Source organism: Kocuria sp. TGY1127_2, assembly GCF_013394385.1.
Classification (GTDB): Bacteria; Actinomycetota; Actinomycetes; order Actinomycetales; family Micrococcaceae; genus Rothia.
This window is the reverse complement of the sequence record NZ_AP022834.1, coordinates 2,922,417-2,940,389: the sequence shown is the minus strand read 5'-3', so window position 1 is coordinate 2,940,389 and position 17,973 is coordinate 2,922,417. Positions and strand designations below refer to the sequence as shown.

Sequence of the window (17,973 nt, the reverse complement as noted above, 5' to 3'; positions counted from 1 at the left end):
TCCCGGGGAGATCGGCCAACTCAGATCGCACCGCCGCAATCGGCACACTCGTCAAGAGGTGTTCTCACGAGCCCACCGGGCGTCGGCACAGAGGCATGGTTCTTGTGCCCGGTCGGAAGGTGGATGACGGTGGGCCTCCCCAGTATTTCGGTTCGCTGGCCTTACGATGTGTAACTATCTCAACGAGTTTCAGGTCGCACGGAGGGACAACCCCATGACTAGCCAGGATCCCGGTTCAAAGACCGTGGTGGAAGACATCAACCGGTACAGCAATGACACTCGACGCTGGACCGCCGAGGCCATCAAGGCGGTCCAGGCCGATGCTCAGCGTTCGGCCGACACGCACATGATCCGTGTACCGTTGCCCGAAGAGTGGGGCGTTGACCTGTACCTCAAGGACGAATCCAGCCACCCGACGGGGTCCCTCAAACACAGGCTGGCACGGTCCTTATTCCTGCATGCCCTGTGCAACGGCTGGATCCGCCCAAACAAGCCCGTGGTCGAAGCATCCAGCGGATCGACCGCGGTCTCGGAGGCCCACTTTTCCCGCCTGATCGGCGTCCCCTTCATTGCCGTGATGTCGAAGACGACGAGCGTTCGTAAGGTAGAGCTGATCGAGTCCTACGGTGGAAAATGCCACTTTGTGGACAGCCCGGACCAGGTCTATGCCAGGGCCACGGAGCTGGCCCGCGAGACGGACGGGCACTACATGGATCAATTCACCTACGCCGAGAGGGCCACCGACTGGCGGGGGAACAACAACATCGCCGAATCGATTTTCAACCAGCTACGGCTGGAGCCGCATCCCGAGCCCGCATGGATCGTGGCTACTGCGGGTACCGGCGGTACGTCGGCCACACTGGCCAGGTACGTTCGATACACCGGGCGCTCGACGGGTATCTGTGTGGCGGATCCGGACAACTCGGCCTTCTTCGCAGGATGGCGGGACCAGAACCCGGATGCGACCACGGACAAGGGCTCGCGGATCGAGGGAATCGGTCGTCAACGTGTTGAGGCCAGCTTCATGCCCGCGAGTATCGACCGCATGATGCACATCCCGGACGCCGCCAGTGTTGCGGCGATCCTTCTGCTCGAACGGCTCATCGGCCGCAAGGCGGGTGGCTCAACGGGTACCGGGGTCTATGCCGCCCTGAAGATCGTCTCGGACATGGTGGCCGCGGGGGAGCGCGGCAGCGTCGTCTCCCTCATATGCGATTCCGGCGACCGCTACCTCGACAAGTACTACAACCTCGATTGGCTGAGTGACGCGGGATTCGACGTTGAGGTCCATAGTGCGCGGCTCGAGGAATTCATGCGTACGGGCCGGCTCTAACTCTATTTGGCCTTGGGCGCCCGCGGGGTCAGTCCTGATCGGCCACCGCCTCGTGGGGCGCGGGTAATCGCCCCCCATGCAGCCAGTGCGGCTCGAGGCGTGGGAAGTGCGGGCGCCGGTTCGCAGAGCAGTCCCGCAGGATCAGGCGAAGGGTGCCGAGACCTCATCGAGATGCGACACTTCGGCGTCGTCCAGATCGAGAGACGCCGCCGCCATCACGGCCGGAAGTTGGTCGGTATTGCGGGCGGAAGCGATTGGAGCCGTGATTCCCTTTGCGAGCAGGTATGCCAGGGCTACGCTCGTGACCTCGGCGTCGTGATCCGCCGCTACCTCCTCCAGTGCGGATACGACCTCGACTCCGCTGTCGAGGCTCGCGTTCGCAAAATAGTCGTCGATCATGCCTTTGCGGGCTGCGCCTTCGAGGTCGCTCTTGCTGTGATACTTACCGCTGAGGAATCCCGAAGCCAATGCGAAGTACGGGAACACCGCAGTCTCGTACTTGCGAGCGATCGGGGCATACTCCTGTTCGAAGCCCTTGCGCTTGAGCAAGTTGTAGTGAGGCTGAATTGCTACGGGCACGGTCAGTCCCTCAGCCGTCGCGTATTCGAACCAGCGGTTCATTCGTTCAGGGCTGTAATTCGACAGACCGATGTTCTTGGCCTTACCCGACTCCACGATCTCGTGGTATGTCCTGGCCTGGTCCTCGATCGAGACGGATTCGTCGTCGAAGTGCGCGTAGAACAAGTCCACGTAGTCGGTGCGGAGCCGCTTCAACGAGTCATCGATAGCCGCGAAAACTGTTTCACGAGCCTGACCGGAATGCTCAGGGTGGCTGCCTGCCTTGGTCGCGATGACGACGTTGCCCCTGTTGTCCCGAGCCTTCAACCACTCGCCGAGTACCGTCTCTGATTCGCCGCCAGAGTGACCTTCGGCCCATGCGGAGTAGACGTCGGCCGTATCAATGAAATTGCCGCCTGCGGTCACGAAGGCGTCCAGGACATCGAATGACTGCTGCCGGTCCGAAGTCCAGCCGAAGGTGTTGCCACCCAGATTGATGGGGAAGACGGAAATGTCGGTACGGGGGATGCGCTTGAACTCAGCCATGGATACTCCTTTTAACCAGAAACTAGGTCCTTCACGGGAACAACGATGTGGTGCGCGACAAATATTCCGGAGCCTCCCGGAAACTACGCCTCGTCGAAGAGGATGATTTGGCGGACGGCCTGGCCGTTGGCCAGTGTATCCATGGCTTCGTTGATATCCTCCAGCTTGATCCGGTCGGAAATCAGCTCGTTCACGGGCAGCTCGCCTTTTCTCCACAGCTCCTCGTATTTGGGGATATCGCGGGACGGCACCGCGGATCCGAGGTAACTGCCGACTACGGTGCGCGCTTCCGAAGTTAGCAATAGGGGATGGATGACAGATTCTGCCTCAGGGTGAGGCAACCCCACTGTGACCGTGCGCCCGCCCAACGCCGTGGAGTTGAAAGCGGTCTCGAAAGCTTTGGGATGACCGGCCGCTTCGATCACGAGGTCGGCCTTGATCGACTGTTCCATGATTTCCTCGGGGGTATAGGCGGCATCGACCCCCAGCTGGCGGGCTCGGGTCAATTTGTCCGGATTGGCGTCCACCCCGATGACACTGCCCTTCTTGAGGCCGATAGCGGTCAACAGTGCGGCAATCCCGACACCACCGAGTCCTACGACCATGATCGAGTCGCCGTCCCGAGGTTCGCCCGCATTGATGACGGCGCCTCCGCCGGTCAGGACCGCGCACCCGAGAGGAGCGGCCGCTTCCGGCGGAAGGTCCGAACCGACCTTGACTACGCTCGCCTGATTGACGACGGCATGTGTGGCGAAAGCCGAAACGCCGATGTGATGGAAGACATCGCCGCCCTCGGGATCGTGGAGGCGAATCTGTGGGCCGCCTCCGGGAAGATATCCGGCATTATTCGATTCCAGGCCCCGGCTGCACGGCAACTTGCCGTTGGTTTGGCAGTTCTTGCACTCTCCGCATCGAGGCAGGAACACGGTGACGACATGATCGCCGGGCTCCAGTTCGGTGACTCCTTCGCCGATTTCCTCCACGATCCCCGCGCCCTCGTGACCCAGCAGCATCGGTACGGGTCGGGGGCGGTTTCCGTCCACGACGGACAGATCGGAATGGCAGACGCCCGCTGCGGTCATGCGGAGCAGCACTTCGCCTTCTTGGGGCGGATCCAATTCGAGCTCGCGGATGTGCAGAGGGCGGGACTGGGCGAATGGTCCTTGGGCATCCGACGTCGTGAGTACGGCTCCGCGGATTTTCATGCTGATTCCTCCATTGGCTATGTTGTTCCAGATCACACGCTACTCCCGTGAAACCGAGGTGCTCGGCACACATTGACGGGCCGGGCGAATTGGTAGAGCCCCTTATGGCTCCGATATTCTGCAAGCCCAGTACTCATCAATCACAGAGGTTAGTATGTCGAGTCCCGTCATTCGTTCAGCCGTTCCGGAGGACATCGCGGAAATCCGTCAGCTCATCGTGGAGCTTGCGGTGTACGAAAAAGAGCCGGATGCCGTGAAACTTACCGAGGAAAAGCTGGCGAACGATGTTTTTGCTGAACATCCGACCGTTTTGTGTACGTCGCCGAAGCGCCTGCGGGTTCGGGTCATCGAATCGACGGCTTCGCCCTGTGGTTCCTGAACTACTCGACCTGGGAAGGAGTCCACGGAATCTACTTGGAGGATCTCTTCGTTCGTGAAGATTCCCGGGGCTCCGGCGCTGGTAAGGCGCTATTGCGCAGCCTGGCACAGACGGCCATCGATCGAGGATACAAGCGCGTCGAATGGTGTGTCCTGAAGTGGAACGAACCGTCGATTGGCTTCTACAAGAGCTTGGGTGCCTTCCCTCAGGACGAATGGGATACGTACAGGTTGACCGGGGACGCGCTGGAGAAGTTCGCCCAGTCGTGACGATCCCCGCGGGTCGTGCGTCTATCCCGCCTGGATGACGACGTTCTCCGCTTCCGTGGCCTCTTTGGTCTTTCCTCCGTGGGTTCGCAGGACCAGATAGATCAGGAGCATCATGACTCCTGAAGTGACCCCGAAAATACCGAAGGCGACGAAGCCCCACTTTTCCAATCCGAGAGCGAAGAGCTGCCCACCCATCCACGGCCCGAACACTGCACCGAATCGACCCATGCCTGTCGTCAGTCCAAGCGCAGTGGCGCGGGACTCCGTCGGGAACACGTGAGAGACGGCCGCATAGATCATGATCTGCGCGCTGAACAAGAAGATTCCGGTGACGAAGACCAGGACGTAAGTGACCAGCATGCTCGACTTGATACCCATGGCGCAGACACCGACCGCAGTGAGGAAAAACCACAGCATCGAGACTCGAACCGGGCCCCACTTGTCCGATATCTTGCCAGCGACGAGCGTACCCACAATTCCACCCGCGTTAATGAGGCACAACAGCACCAGGGAGTTTCCGAGATCGAACCCCAGGGACTCCATGAGCGAAGGCAGCCACGTGCTCATGCCGTAAACCAGAAGAAGTCCGCCGAAAGATCCGAGCCAGAACAAGAGCGTCACGACGGCGTTGCGGCCACGGAACAACTTGGCGAAGTTCTGGCCGAAAGTCCCCCCGCGTTTCTTGATGGTCGTTTTTTCGAGCGGGACGATCAGATCGAAGCGTTCTGCGAGGGCTCGCGCCTTGTCCATGCGGCCCTTGGCGACGAGAAATGTGGGCGATTCGGGCAACATTGCAAGAACCAGGGGGACCAGCACAATCAAAGGGAGGACGCCAACCCAGTAGATCGACCGCCACCCCAATGTGGGCAACATGTACAGGCACAGCAAGGGTGCGACGATTCCGCCGGCTTGGTGCGCGGTCATCACGAGGCCCACGGAGAAATTTCGTACGCGATCGGGGGCAAATTCGGAGACCATCGCGATGGCCGTCGGAAGCAAGCCGCCGAGCCCGAAACCGGCGATCGTGCGCCATACCCCGAATGTCGTGGCGGTCGCGGCAAGGGCACACCCCGCTGAAGAAACCGAAAAGATCGTCGAGCACAGAATGATGCTCCAGCGGCGCCCGATCGTATCCGCAATGACGCCGATGGCTAGGGCGCCAACTAGCATGCCGAAGGTCGCGAAGGAACCGATATTTCCGGCGTGCGCCGCCGTCATGTGGAATCCATCGTCGGCCGTCATGGTCGGTATGGTCGACCCGTACATGAATGTGTCGATGCCGTCGAAGAAGATGGCTACCCAGCACAGGGACAGAACTATGGTGAAGGCCCTGTTATTGGTAATCCGCTGTGTGCGCGGTGCAAGGTCGTGAGTCGTCATGAGATCCCCTTCAATACATGAGCCTCCTCCTTGAGGCCCTGGGGATACGAGTCCTCTCACGTGGCTCGCCAGAGGTTCGCATCGAGGATCAGTGAATCAGGACACATACATATTGTCAACAATTTAGTTAACTATGCGAACACCCGTGGGCGAGTTCAGATATCGGTGGCCCTGATGGCCTCCGCGACGCTGTCGAGATGACGACTCATCGCCAGTGAGGCGGCGTCGGGGTCATGGCTGCATATGCCCTCGATGATCGCAAGGTGCTGAGGCAAGGATGTGCTCGGGCGGCCCGGGTGGTTCGAGAGTCTGAATTGGTATCTCACAGCTTGGCCGCGTAGCCGTTTGATGGTCTCGGCGGCGGTCCGCTGCCCACTCATGTCCATGATCAGCGCGTGGAGTTCTTTATTGCACTGAGAATATTCGTTGAGATGTCCCGTCTCGACCGCCTGGGTCATCCGTTCCGCAATGGAGCGCAGTTCGCAGATGTTCTCACTGGTCGCCTTTTCGGCGGCCTTCCTGGCGCACATGGCCTCGATCGCGCCGCGAACCTCGGTGATTTCGACGGCTTCGTTGACTGACACGGCTCGTACTCGGGCCCCTCGATTCTGAACACGCTCGATCAAGCCCTCCACGCTCAGCTCGGACAGGGCGATGCGAACATTGCCGCGTGAAGCACCATATTCTTCGGACAAATCGGCTTCGACAAGCCGCTGGTTGGGAACCAGCTGGCCGGAGATGATCGCCTCTCGTAGCAGGCTGACCAGCTGTGGGGCTGAGGTGGAATGGGTGCGTCCTGTGCTTCCTGGGGCATATTTCGTTTTTGTCACAGCTGAGCTGTCCTCCGGCAAGGCGGCTCTCCTTCTGGTCACACAATCTCTCAGATCGTTCCAGTCTACCGCGTGCATCGCGCAATCGTTTGCAGAATTGTAAACAATAAGGTTTACGATGTACGCTCATGTAATCCACATCGCATCTGCGGGGTAATCCCCATGACAAGGAGGTCAGCTCAGATGCCTGAAACCTTTACCAAAACTCCGGGCTGGCTTGACTGGGAACCCAACCCCAGCAATCCGACCTTCGTGATGCCGCCCGGCGCGGTGGACGCTCATTGTCACGTATTCGGCCCAGCGGCAGAGTTCCCCTATGCACCCGAACGGAAGTACACGCCGTGCGATGCGGGGAAGCGGGACCTTCAACGACTGCGGGAGAAACTCGAGCTTTCGCGGAACGTGATCGTCCAAGCGACCTGCCACGGCCGTGACAACTCGGCGTTGCTCGATGCGCTCGAATTCTTCGGAGACACTGCCCGTGGCGTAGCCACGGTGGGGCCCGAAATCACTCAGCAGAACCTCGCAATGATGCATGAACGCGGAATCCGCGGTGTGAGGTTCAATTTCCTCAAGCGACTGGTCGCCAAGGATCCATCCGATGACCTGGTGACTGTCGCCTCGAAGATCAAAGAATTCGGCTGGCATATCGTGGTGTACTTTGAGCCGGATTCGCTGCCGGATATCGAGTCGCTGCTGGAGAAGATCGACGTACCTCTGGTCATCGACCACATGGGAAGGCCCGAGGTCTCCGCAGGAGACAAGTCTTCCGAATTCGAAAAATTCTTGAGTTTCGTCGACAGAACCGGTTCCTGGGTCAAGGTGAGTTGTCCCGAACGCCTATCCGCGGAGGGGCCTTTCGCCCGAGACGGTGCAGAGCAGATCTACACCGACGTCGTGCCCTTCGCGCGACGAGTCATTGACGAGTTCCCACAGAGAGTCCTGTGGGGGACCGATTGGCCCCATCCCAACCTGAAAACGCACATGCCGGACGACGCCGTGCTCCTCAATTACATTCCTCTGATTGCAGGAACGGGTCGATCCCAGCAAGCCTTGTTGGTCGACAACCCGAGAAACCTCTACTGGGCGGACAATGTCCTCGGAAACGAGGACTGATGCAGACAGCAAATTCGATCCACCGGATCAACCGACTACCCGTCTCCCGGTTCCACAAGACCATGATCGCTCTGATCGCGGTTGCATACTTTTTCGAGTTCGCCGACATCAATACCTTCGCTGCCACGGCACCTGAGCTCAGACGGGTTTGGGGGCTGTCGGTGCCCCAGGTCGGCTATATAACCTCAATCGCCTTCGTCGGCATGTTCCTGGGATCGCTGGTCGGCGGTTGGTTGGCTGACAAATGGGGACGCAAGTTTGCGTTGATCAGTACTACGGTGTGGTTCTCGGTGTTTTCCCTGTTGACGGCTGCGGCTTGGGACTTCACTTCAATGGCCGTCCTCAGGTTCCTCACCTCGGCCGGATTGTCAGCCATGACGGTCATCGCCGTCATCTACGTCAACGAGGTATTCCCGGCCAAAGTCCGCGGGCGGTACCTGGCATACGCGATGGTCATCGGAATCTGTGGAACGCCCGTGACCACATTTATTGCGAGCTTCGTGGTTCCGTTGAGCGATTCCAGCTGGCGGTTGGTTTATCTGTGGGGTTCACTCGGTGCCATTCTCATTTTCGGCTTCAAGGCTCTCGTGGAATCCCCGACCTGGCTCGAGAGCAAAGGCAAGCTGACAAAAGCAGAAGACGTCCTGCGGCGCATGGAGGAACAGGTAGCGGCAACCGGCGTATCCATACCTGATCCGGCCCCGCCGCAAGAGGAAGTGAGGCGCTCGGAGAACACCCCTCTTCGAACGCTGTTCCGTAAGCGATACATCGGGCCCCTGCTCGTTTTGTCCATCCTGTGGATCACGCAGACCGTTGGGTTCTTCGGCTATTCCAGTTGGGCCCCGACTTTGCTTGCAGACCAAGGATTCCGGGTCGAAAAGTCAATATTCTACGTCGCGCTGACGACTATCGGCGCGCCCCTCGGCTCCCTGCTGGCGGCACTGATCACCGACAAATTCGAGCGCAAATGGTTGCTTGTGATCTTCGGCGTCGTCATCGGTCTGTGCGGGCTGCTGTACGGCTTGACCTTCAACCCAATCATGATCGTCGTCTTCGGATTCCTGGTGAATATGTTCGAACGCGGATACACATCATTTGCGTACGCCTACTCTCCCGAACTCTTCGATACCCGGACTCGTTCGTTGGGAACTGGCATCTCATACGGGATAGGGCGGCTCTCGAACGCACTCGGGCCTTTGATCATTGCAGCAATCTACGGGTCCTCGGGGTACTCCTCCGTTTTCTTCTTCATCGCCGGAACATGGATTTTCGGAGCGATTGTTTTGGCCCTGTTCGGCCGAAAGACTCGGGTTCGACCTACTGACCAACCGGAAACGACTAGTGAGGAGTTATCACTGTGACCATTGCCAACGTGTCCAAGCCGGTCTCCGGTTCCCAGACGGTCATCCCCACACTGTTCATGCGTGGTGGCACGTCACGCGGACCGTTCTTCTATGCACCCGATCTCCCTACCGAGCGAGAACTTAGGGACCGGGTACTCGCAGCCGTGATGGGCAGCCCCCATCCCCTTCAAGTGGACGGTATCGGCGGGGGACACCCCCTGACGAGCAAGGTCGGGATCGTGAGCGCCTCTCACGAGGATGGGGTGGACCTCGACTTCACCTTCGCGCAGCTCCAACCAGGCAATACGGGGGTTCAGACCACCGCGAACTGCGGAAATATGCTCTCGGCTGTGGTTCCCTATGCGCTGGAAACTGGCCTCATCACACCCGCGGACGAGACGACGACCGCGGTAGTTCGAACCCTCAATACCGGATTGGTCGCCGAGATCACCGTCCATACCCCACGGACCGAGGACGAAAACCGTCAGAACTTCGAGGTCGCGTACGAAGGCGATACCGCGATCGACGGAGTCGGTGGAACTGCCTCCCCGATCGAGATCATGTTCCGCGACACCGAAGGTTCGGTGGCATCGGCGCTCCTGCCCACGGGGAACGAGCGCGACACCGTCGTTTTGGACTCCGGACAGGAACTCGAGACGACCATGATCGACAACGGCCAACCCATGGTCCTCATCCGTGCAGGCGACGTGGCGCGGTCAGGTTACGAGGACCCGACTGAGCTCAATGAGGACGCCGCCTTGAAAGCCCTCCTTGAAGAGCTGCGATTGAAGAGCGCAGAGCGCATGGGCTTGGGAGACGTGCGGGACAAGAGCTACCCCAAGATGACACTCATCGCGGAACCCCGCAATGGAGGTGCGTTGTCCACGAGGTGCTTCATACCTCACGTGGCTCATGAGTCCATAGGCGTTCTGGCAGCGGTGACCGTTGCGACGGCCGCATGCATGGACGGAAGTGTGGTCAGCGGACTGGCGACACCCGGTGATGGGCTTGAACGCGTTTTATCGATCGAGCATCCCAGCGGCGAATTCCTCGTTGACTTGGAGCTTTCCGAAAACGGCCATGTGCAGCGTGCAGGCATTACCCGGACAGCTCGCCTGCTGATGTCCGGGCACGTATACGTACCCCAGGCTGTGTGGAATCCCGCAGACGGACAATCGCAAACGGAAGAGAGAACATCATGATCATCGATTGCCACGGCCACTACACGACAGCCCCCGCGGCTCTGGGGCAGTGGAGAGAACAACAGATCGCCGCGCTCGACGGCGGTCCGGAGCCCGATCCGGGTGGCCCTTCGATCTCTGACGAAGAGATCCGCGAAAGCATCGAGGGCAACCAACTTCGCCTCATGAACGAGCGGGGAATCGATCTGACGGTCTTCTCGCCCAGGGCCTCCTTCATGGCGCATCACATCGGAGACTTCGAGACCTCCTCCGTCTGGGCGCGCATCTGCAACGACCTCTGCGCGCGAGTCGCAAGACTCTACCCCGAGCGTTTCGCTCCTGCTACGATGCTGCCCCAATCGCCCGGAGTCGACCCCACAACATGTGTGGAGGAAATCGATCGATGCGTGGAAGAGCACGACATCGTCGCGGTTAACCTCAGCCCGGACCCGTCGGGTGGACATTGGACCTCACCGCCGCTCACGGACGAATCATGGTTCCCGATCTACGAGAAATTGATCGAACACGAACTGCCCGCAATGATTCACGTCTCGACGTCGATCAATCCTGCGTTCCACACCACGGGCGCCCACTACCTCAACGCTGACACCACGGCCGTGATGCAACTGATCCAGGGCGATCTGTTTTCTCAATTCCCCGAACTGAAACTCGTTATTCCTCACGGCGGTGGAGCGGCCCCTTACCACTGGGGTCGTTTCCGAGGGTTGGCGCAATCACTCGAAAAACCGACTGTGAACGAGCACTTGCTGAACAACGTCTTCTTTGACACCTGTGTCTATCACCAGCCCGGTATCGATGAGCTTCTCTCCGTTATTCCGCGTCAGAATGTCCTGTTCGCCTCGGAAATGATCGGAGCCGTACGAGGCGTGGATCCCGAAACGGGTCATTACTTCGACGATACGGCTCGCTACATTGCAGCGGCACCGTTGAACGATGAGGAACGTGCAGACATCTACGAACGCAATGTTCGGAAGGTCTACAAGAGGTTGGACCGCCGCATCGGTCAGAACACCGCAATGGAAGAGAAAGGGAAAGTGCCCCATGTTTGATCTCGGAGTCGTCCACACCGCTATTGAGCGTCCCGACGCGAAGGATGTCGAAGCGCTCAGCGCGTTCGAAGTACCCACGATCCACGAGGCCATGGGGCGCGTGGGACTCCTGCGCCCTTATATTCGGCCCATTTACCCCTCGGCGAAGTTGTGCGGACCGGCAGTGACGGTCCTGCTTCAGCCGGGCGACAACTGGATGCTGCACGTTGCCGCGGAACAGGTGCAGGAAGGGGATATTGTCGTCGCCGGTTGCACGACCGAGAGCGAAGACGGATTCTTCGGGGAGCTGCTGGCGACGTCGATGCGCGCCCAGGGTGCCAAGGGCCTCGTCATCGACGGCGGCTGCCGGGACACCAGAGAACTCGAAGAGATGGACTTCCCGGTCTTTGCCCGAGCGATCCACTCCAAAGGAACCATCAAGGCGACACTCGGCTCCGTCAACGTTCCCGTCGTGTGCGCGAATGCGCTCATTCATCCGGGCGACGTGGTGGCTGCCGACCACGACGGCGTGGTCGTTGTCCCGAAGGACCGTGTGAAACAGGTGGTCCGTGCAGCCCAAGAGCGAGAAGACCGGGAAGAGGCCAAGCGCCAGAAGTTCCGGGAAGGAACACTGGGACTTGACCTCTATTCCATGCGCGAGCCGCTAGAGGCGGCCGGGCTGACGTACCTGGACTGACTGCCGGCAAGAGGAAGGACATCTCATGGCCGAGATGGAGAACTTCGACCTCTCACACGTGGGAGCCGTCGAACTGTTGACACCCAAATTTGAGGAGAGCCTCTGGTTCTTCCGGGAGCTGCTGGCGATGCGCGTGATCGCCCGCATCGGTGACTCCGCGTATCTGAGATGTTGGGACGAATACGAGAACTACACGATCAAGCTCACCTCGTCCAGCACGAACGGTGTCGGCAGAACCCTCTACAGGGCAACGAGCCCGGAAGCCCTCGAACGCCGCGTCGCGGCGATCGAAGCCACAGGTTTGGGGCACGGATGGAAGGAGCCTGAGGCCGGGGTGGGGCCTTCTTACGAATTCGAGGATCCGGACGGACACCTCATGGCCATCTACTACGAGACCGAGCATTACGTCCCGGACATCGAGGACCAGCCTGCGCTCAAGAACCAGGCTTCCGCCTTCCCAGGTCGAGGAGTCAACGCACGGCGCCTGGACCACATCAACTATCTCGCCAAGGACGTCAACGCCGCCGGGGAATTCTGGCGCGACGTCATGAAGGCCCGCGAATCAGAACGAGTCCGGCTGGATTCCGGCGGATACGGTGCCTGGTGGTTCAGATTCCATCAGAAGTCCTACGACGTGGTCTATTCCGAAGACTGGACGGGCGAGCGCGGTCGATTCCACCACCTTGCCTTCGCTCCGGATACCCGCGAGGACATCCTGAAAGCCGCGGATATCTTCCTGGAGAACGGTATCTTCATCGAATACGGCCCGTACAAGCACGCCATCAACCAGACGTTCTTCCTGTACGTGTGGGAGCCCGGCGGCAACCGCATCGAATTGGCCAACGCCGGAGCGCGTCTGATTCTCGACCCCGACTGGCCGGTTGTCGAGTGGACGGAAACCGAACGGGCCAAGGGTCAAGCATGGGGTATGAAGACCGTGCCTACTTTCCACACCCACGGAACCCCTGATGTCGAGAATCAGGAACAGATCGACCGCGAAGCGATGGACGGCATCAAGCATGAAGAGGTCAAGGAGGTCTATACGGACTGACCACGGTACGGTGCCGAGGAAGAAAAGCCGTGGCGGGCCTGGCTTGCGCCCTGTTAAGCGGTTCGATGACAGTTGGAAACGCGGCGGGAGTAGCCTGGAACACGACCATATGAGTCGCCGATCACAAAAACCGGCGGCTCATATGGTGTTCCTCCACCGACGAAAGGAATTTCGCCACATCATGTCTTCCTTGTCCGAACAGATCGCCGCCATCATCGCGAGTAACGAAGCGGAGATCATCTCTCTGCGCAGGGAACTGCACCAGATCCCCGAGCCCGGTCTCCACTTGCCGCAGACCAACGCCCGGGTTCGCCAGGAATTCGAGTCGCTGGGAATGGAAATCACGGATGCCCGCCAGGTTTCCGGTTTCACGGCGGTTCTGCGGGGAGGCGCGGGAGCGAAAACGCCGCTCGAGAAACGACCGACCGTGTTGCTGCGCGCCGACATGGATGCTCTTCCCGTAACGGAGGAGACGGGTCTGACCTGGGCTTCGACCAATGGAGCCATGCACGGTTGCGGGCACGATATGCATATGGCCGGCATCATCGGTGCTGCCCGGGCATTGCACGCCGTCCGGCAGGAGCTTGCCGGCGACGTCGTCTTCTTCCTTCAACCCGGCGAAGAAGGCTGGGACGGCGCGCAACATCTGATCGACGAAGGGCTCCTCGAATCGGCAGGGCGCCTGCCGGATCACGCATATGGCTTGCACGTGTGGTCCGCGCAATATGCCCAAGGAACCATCACCTCCAAACAGGGAGCCCTGATGGCTTCCTCGGACACGATCATCGTTCGCGTGCACGGAGTGGGCGGTCACGGCTCCGCACCTCACAAAGCATTGGACCCGGTCCCGGTGGCCGCGGAGATGGTGACTCAGTCCCACGTTCTGGTCACCCGGGAGTTCGATGTTTTCAATCCGGTGGTCGTGACCTGCGGAAGCCTGGTCGGAGGTTCGGCGGCCAACGTGATTCCCGATCACGCAACCGCGAAATTCACGTTGCGAGCCTTCGACACCACAACTCGTGAGCGCCTCATCCAGAATCTCGTCCGGCTCTTCGAGGGCATCGCCTCCGCCCACGGAACCACGTGCGAGATCGAGACCAAGAAGCTGTACCCGGTCACAACCAACCACGACGAAGAGACGGACTTTCTCTCGAAGGTCACCGAGGACGCCTTCCCCGGCCGGTGGTCAGAACTGGCGAAACCGGTCGGCGCCGCGGAGGATTTCTCCAAGATCCTCGAACGCATCCCGGGCGCTTTTGCTTTCGTCGCTGCCGTGGATCCGGACAAAGACCCGGAAACCGCCGCGTTCAATCACTCACCCCACGCAACCTATGACGATTCGGTACTGGACGACTGCTCGCGCTTGCTCGCGGAGTTGGCCATCCGGCGTCTGAACTCCTGAGCACGCGAACCCCGCACGTCAGACACCGCGAAAGGACGACCATGAGTTCTCCGAGCACAGCGACTGCACCCCCTCCGAGTCAGCAGTCGCACGCAAAAACCCTGTTGGGCACCGGAATCGGCAATGCCCTGGAATGGTTCGACTGGAATATTTACGCGAGCTTCGCGGTATATTTCTCGACCCAAGTTTTCAACGACGAAAATCCTCAATCCGCTTTCCTCGAAACCATGGCCGTGTTCGCGGTCGGGTTCGTTGCCCGTCCGTTCGGCGGGTTTCTCTTCGGGTTCTTGGGGGATAGATGGGGGCGAAAGCGCTCGCTGACTCTGGCCGTGGTGAGCGCGTCAGTCGGTTCCCTGATCGTGGCCGTCTGTCCCACCTATGATCAGGTGGGTTGGCTCGCTTCCGCTCTGTTGCTCATCGGCCGTCTCATCCAAGGACTCTCACACGGCGGCGAGTTGCCCGCCGCCCAAACTTACCTTTCAGAACATGCACCGCGCGAAAAGCGCGGACTGTTCGCCAGCTCGATATACGTGACTGGAACCCTAGGTCTGATCTGCGGTCTGGTGCTCGGCCTTATCCTTCAGGGTCTCTTGACCGAAGACCAGATGGGGTCATGGGGGTGGCGCGTGCCTTTCCTTGTCGGCGCGTTGCTCGGCGTCGTCGCCATTTGGATCCGCTCCTCGATGGAGGAGTCTGAGCTGTTCACTGAGCATATGGAAGCCGTGAAACAGCACGAGGTCAAGAAGGAGAACATCCTGATTGCGGTGCTGAAGAATTGGCGAACCGGGCTACAGGTGATCCTGATGACCGGTGGGCTGACGATTGCCTACTACGTATGGTCGGTCTCGATGGCTTCCCTGGCCACCACGACCTTCAACTACGACTCGAAAACTGCGTTCACCGCGTCCCTGATCGGAAACGTGGTGTTCATTATTGTTCTGCCGATATGGGGCGCGTTGTCGGACAGGATCGGACGGAAACCGTGCATTCTGATCGCAATGATCGGAAGCATGGTTCTGTGCATTCCGATGATCGCCCTGGCTTCCGGAGGTGAAGCCTGGCAGCTGGTTCTCGCCATCAGTATCCAGCTGATTCTGTTGGCTGGGTTCCTGAGCCATGCGCCTGCGACGTACGCGGAAATGTTCTCCACAGACCAGCGTACGGCCGGGTTCGGCGTACCGTACTCGATTGCGATCGCGGTCTTCGGGGGCACTGCCGGTTACGTGCTCACCTGGTTGGGGGACCCGTACAAGTTCGCGATCTACTCGATGATCTTTCTCCTCATTTCCGCGCTGACGGTGCTGACCCTGCCCGAAACCAAAGGCAAGGACCTGCGGTAAGAGTGTTTGCGGGCGACGTCCTGTCCATACGCCGGTGAGAGCCTGCGGATATTGAAATGTTCTGCGGACCCTATTCGCGCCGGTCGTCGGCGGTGACCCAGACCGGGAACGGATCCGGCATGAACCTCCAGGTCTCTGGGGCGCTCAGCAGCTCGCGGTCATTGAGGGTCGCCTCGTCCAGTGCCCGCGTAAGGGCTGCGGGCCGAAGGTCAATGCCAGTCAGGACGATGTCTTGCCCGAAACTCAGCGGTTCCGTGAGGGTATCGGTGTCACGGGCGAGCGGTTCGATGGACATGACTTCGCCGGTCTGGCTCCAGTGAGCCGTGATTCCTTGGCGCGTTGCGAGACGGCAGAATCCGCATGAGCGGACCACATTCCCGCTCTCCCCTGGCTCGATGTGCTCGTCCAGAACCCGCTTCAGGCGCAGCGGGTGGAACGGACGCGGGTTGCTGTAGCGCATCGACGCGACTCTCGGATCACGATGAGGGGAGGCGTGCTGGCCGTTCAGGTGGGCGACCCAGCCCGGCCGAATATGGATCTCCGATTGCTGATCAGGGAGCGAGTTTTCTCCCTCGGTATCGGTGCCGGCAAGTTCTCGCATCCACTGTTCGTCGCCCTCGAGTACGACGCCGGCGAGCGGGCTCAATTCACCGATGACGGCCTTGATCAGAGAAAGCTCTTCCGGGGGAAGAGTCTGCCAATTCACGATGAGTGCCGTGGAACAATACTCGATGTGCTGCGAAGCGAGGAGTGCTCTGGCGGTCATGGCCGTGAATGCCGTGCCGTGGTGCATCTCGAGATGTTCAACGTGGTCGGAACGATTGAGTTCACTGAAGAAATGAGTCGCGTCGAGAACGCACACCGCGCCTCCCAATCGCGTGGGTTCCTCGGGATCGACGAGTGAACCGATGATGTCCTGAATCGGAGCCTGGATCGGGTATTCCACCACGACTTCGCTCGAAAGCGTCCATGGGATCAAAGAAGTGGCTTCCCGGACGGGGTCCATCGCAACACCCAAGCGTTCGGCATGGATGAGCTCCTGCCCAGTCTCGCGGGCGAGGTTTTGCGCATGGAGACGCCGTTCTGGCTCGCATGCCCCGATAACGGCGATCACGGTGACCGTATCCATGTGTTGCTCCTTCTGTCCGGTGGTGCCGAAACGCAATCTTTGGTCCTCCCAGGTTTTCCTACTGTACTATCTTCATGAGAATCATTTGCACAAAGGAGAAGCATGAAAGTCAGGGCATCGTTACGGTCGTTGAAGAATCAGCCGGGAGCGCAGGTCGTCAAGCGCAAGGGGAGGATCTACGTCATCAACAAGCAGAATCCCCGGATGAAGGGCCGCCAAAAATAGGTCCGGCTCCCGTACCCACACGCCGAAAGGGCTCTGGTTCAAACTCAGAACCGGGGCCCTTTCGGCATACGGAGTATGGAGAGCCTCTCCAGTGGTGGGACTCAGCCGACGTGTGTGCGAAGCTCGCCTAAGGCGGACAGCCCTGAATTGCAGATCGGGGCTGAGGATTCCAGGAGGAGCAGCAATGGCCAACACCTTGATCACCGGGGCCTCATCGGGGATCGGCGCGGAACTTGCCGAACGATTCGCTCACCGGGGCGATGACCTCATCTTGGTTGCCCGACGTCGCGACCGTCTTCGAGCGTTCGCGGATGAGATCCAGCATAAGCACGGGGTCGGCGTCGACGTTCTCGATATGGATCTCTCCGAGCCCTATGCCGCCCATGAGCTCTGGGAAAAACTCGAATCTCGTGAGATCGATACCGTGGTCAACAATGCGGGGTTCGGTCTCAACGGCAACATCGCCGACGTCGACGCCGAGGTCCTGGACCAGATGGTCCGGCTGAACTGCCTCGCCGTAGTGGGTCTCACCTCCCGATTCGTGAAGCCAATGGTTGCCCGGGGGCGTGGCACGATCATCAATATCGCGTCGACCGCCTCATACCAGCCGGTTCCTCACTTGGCGGTTTATGCGGCGTCGAAAGCGCTCGTCCTTTCCCTGACCGAAGCGCTGTGGGCCGAGGTGAAGTCCAGCGGCGTTCGCGTCCTGGCCGCATGCCCTGGGCCAACCGAGACGGAATTCTTCGACCACGCGGGCCGGGCGGCTTCCGTCGGACGGATGAGGACCACTCAGCAACTTGCCGATGGCCTCATGTCCGCCCTGGACCGGGACACCCCGAGCTTCATCGATGGACTGACCAACCGAGTGATAGCCAAAGGAGCCTCGTTCCTGCCGAAAAAGCTGGTCCTCAGAATTGCCGGTGCCGCTATCACATAGCGG

At 59.9% G+C, this 17,973-nt stretch carries 17 protein-coding genes and 1 pseudogene; 12 read left to right on the top strand and 6 right to left on the bottom strand.

Annotated features, from left to right (window positions below; genetic code table 11):
• Window positions 1-214 precede the first annotated feature (214 nt).
• Window positions 215-1,333 carry a PLP-dependent cysteine synthase family protein gene (locus sake_RS13010; protein ID WP_178946229.1) on the top strand — a complete coding sequence of 373 codons (1,119 nt, stop codon included), beginning with the start codon at window positions 215-217 and terminating at the stop codon, window positions 1,331-1,333.
• A 141-nt stretch (window positions 1,334-1,474) separates the two neighbouring features.
• Here sake_RS13010 and sake_RS13005 read toward each other — a convergent pair whose 3' ends face one another.
• The 3 genes from sake_RS13005 to sake_RS13560 all read right to left on the bottom strand — a co-directional run bounded on the left by sake_RS13005 (window position 1,475) and on the right by sake_RS13560 (window position 3,943).
• On the bottom strand, window positions 1,475-2,437 hold the full coding sequence (locus sake_RS13005; RefSeq protein ID WP_178946228.1) for an aldo/keto reductase: 963 nt from the start codon (window positions 2,435-2,437) through the stop codon (window positions 1,475-1,477).
• A gap of 83 nt (window positions 2,438-2,520) precedes the next feature.
• A complete protein-coding gene (locus sake_RS13000) occupies window positions 2,521-3,642 on the bottom strand; it encodes an alcohol dehydrogenase catalytic domain-containing protein (protein WP_129358252.1) in 1,122 nt (373 codons plus the stop codon).
• Window positions 3,643-3,817: 175 nt separating this feature from the next.
• Window positions 3,818-3,943: a hypothetical protein gene (locus tag sake_RS13560; RefSeq protein ID WP_256394872.1), complete on the bottom strand. Its 126-nt coding sequence runs from the start codon at window positions 3,941-3,943 to the stop codon at window positions 3,818-3,820.
• Here sake_RS13560 and sake_RS12995 point away from each other — a divergent pair.
• A pseudogene (locus tag sake_RS12995) lies at window positions 3,896-4,290 on the top strand (N-acetyltransferase family protein). The gene sake_RS13560 and the pseudogene sake_RS12995 overlap by 48 nt on opposite strands.
• A gap of 21 nt (window positions 4,291-4,311) precedes the next feature.
• On the opposite strand, the gene sake_RS12990 reads toward sake_RS12995, so the two are convergent.
• Together sake_RS12990 and sake_RS12985 are read right to left on the bottom strand one after the other, a co-directional pair.
• On the bottom strand, window positions 4,312-5,670 hold the full coding sequence (locus sake_RS12990) for an aromatic acid/H+ symport family MFS transporter (protein WP_129358250.1): 1,359 nt from the start codon (window positions 5,668-5,670) through the stop codon (window positions 4,312-4,314).
• 155 nt (window positions 5,671-5,825) lie between these two features.
• Entirely contained in the window at window positions 5,826-6,500 is a 675-nt protein-coding gene (locus sake_RS12985) for a GntR family transcriptional regulator (RefSeq protein ID WP_243155702.1), read from the bottom strand.
• A gap of 183 nt (window positions 6,501-6,683) precedes the next feature.
• Here sake_RS12985 and sake_RS12980 point away from each other — a divergent pair, with 183 nt between their 5' ends.
• The 8 genes from sake_RS12980 to sake_RS12945 all read left to right on the top strand — a co-directional run bounded on the left by sake_RS12980 (window position 6,684) and on the right by sake_RS12945 (window position 15,679).
• Window positions 6,684-7,616: an amidohydrolase family protein gene (locus tag sake_RS12980; protein WP_178946226.1), complete on the top strand. Its 933-nt coding sequence runs from the start codon at window positions 6,684-6,686 to the stop codon at window positions 7,614-7,616.
• A complete protein-coding gene (locus sake_RS12975; protein ID WP_129358247.1) occupies window positions 7,616-8,977 on the top strand; it encodes an MFS transporter in 1,362 nt (453 codons plus the stop codon). Before sake_RS12980 ends, sake_RS12975 begins: the two co-directional genes overlap by 1 nt.
• Window positions 8,974-10,161 carry a 4-oxalomesaconate tautomerase gene (locus sake_RS12970; protein ID WP_238147490.1) on the top strand — a complete coding sequence of 396 codons (1,188 nt, stop codon included), beginning with the start codon at window positions 8,974-8,976 and terminating at the stop codon, window positions 10,159-10,161. The genes sake_RS12975 and sake_RS12970 overlap by 4 nt, the downstream gene beginning before the upstream one ends.
• Window positions 10,158-11,210, top strand: coding sequence for an amidohydrolase family protein (locus sake_RS12965; RefSeq protein WP_178946225.1), 1,053 nt, complete (start codon window positions 10,158-10,160; stop codon window positions 11,208-11,210). Before sake_RS12970 ends, sake_RS12965 begins: the two co-directional genes overlap by 4 nt.
• The gene (ligK, locus tag sake_RS12960; RefSeq protein ID WP_129358245.1) at window positions 11,203-11,886 is read left to right on the top strand and encodes a 4-carboxy-4-hydroxy-2-oxoadipate aldolase/oxaloacetate decarboxylase; all 684 of its coding nucleotides are present in this window, start codon (window positions 11,203-11,205) and stop codon (window positions 11,884-11,886) included. The genes sake_RS12965 and ligK overlap by 8 nt, the downstream gene beginning before the upstream one ends.
• 25 nt (window positions 11,887-11,911) lie before the next feature.
• On the top strand, window positions 11,912-12,937 hold the full coding sequence (locus sake_RS12955) for a VOC family protein (protein WP_178946224.1): 1,026 nt from the start codon (window positions 11,912-11,914) through the stop codon (window positions 12,935-12,937).
• Between the two features lie 181 nt (window positions 12,938-13,118).
• Window positions 13,119-14,339 (top strand): M20 family metallopeptidase, encoded by a 1,221-nt coding sequence (locus sake_RS12950; protein ID WP_129358243.1) that lies wholly within the window; start codon window positions 13,119-13,121, stop codon window positions 14,337-14,339.
• 41 nt (window positions 14,340-14,380) lie between these two features.
• Window positions 14,381-15,679: an MFS transporter gene (locus sake_RS12945; protein ID WP_129358242.1), complete on the top strand. Its 1,299-nt coding sequence runs from the start codon at window positions 14,381-14,383 to the stop codon at window positions 15,677-15,679.
• A 70-nt stretch (window positions 15,680-15,749) separates the two neighbouring features.
• Here sake_RS12945 and sake_RS12940 read toward each other — a convergent pair whose 3' ends face one another.
• The gene (locus sake_RS12940) at window positions 15,750-16,808 is read right to left on the bottom strand and encodes a GTP-binding protein (RefSeq protein ID WP_178946223.1); all 1,059 of its coding nucleotides are present in this window, start codon (window positions 16,806-16,808) and stop codon (window positions 15,750-15,752) included.
• A gap of 102 nt (window positions 16,809-16,910) precedes the next feature.
• Here sake_RS12940 and ykgO point away from each other — a divergent pair, with 102 nt between their 5' ends.
• Together ykgO and sake_RS12930 are read left to right on the top strand one after the other, a co-directional pair.
• Entirely contained in the window at window positions 16,911-17,033 is a 123-nt protein-coding gene (gene ykgO, locus sake_RS12935; protein ID WP_129316372.1) for a type B 50S ribosomal protein L36, read from the top strand.
• 184 nt (window positions 17,034-17,217) lie between these two features.
• Window positions 17,218-17,970 carry an SDR family oxidoreductase gene (locus tag sake_RS12930; RefSeq protein ID WP_178946222.1) on the top strand — a complete coding sequence of 251 codons (753 nt, stop codon included), beginning with the start codon at window positions 17,218-17,220 and terminating at the stop codon, window positions 17,968-17,970.
• Window positions 17,971-17,973 lie beyond the last annotated feature (3 nt).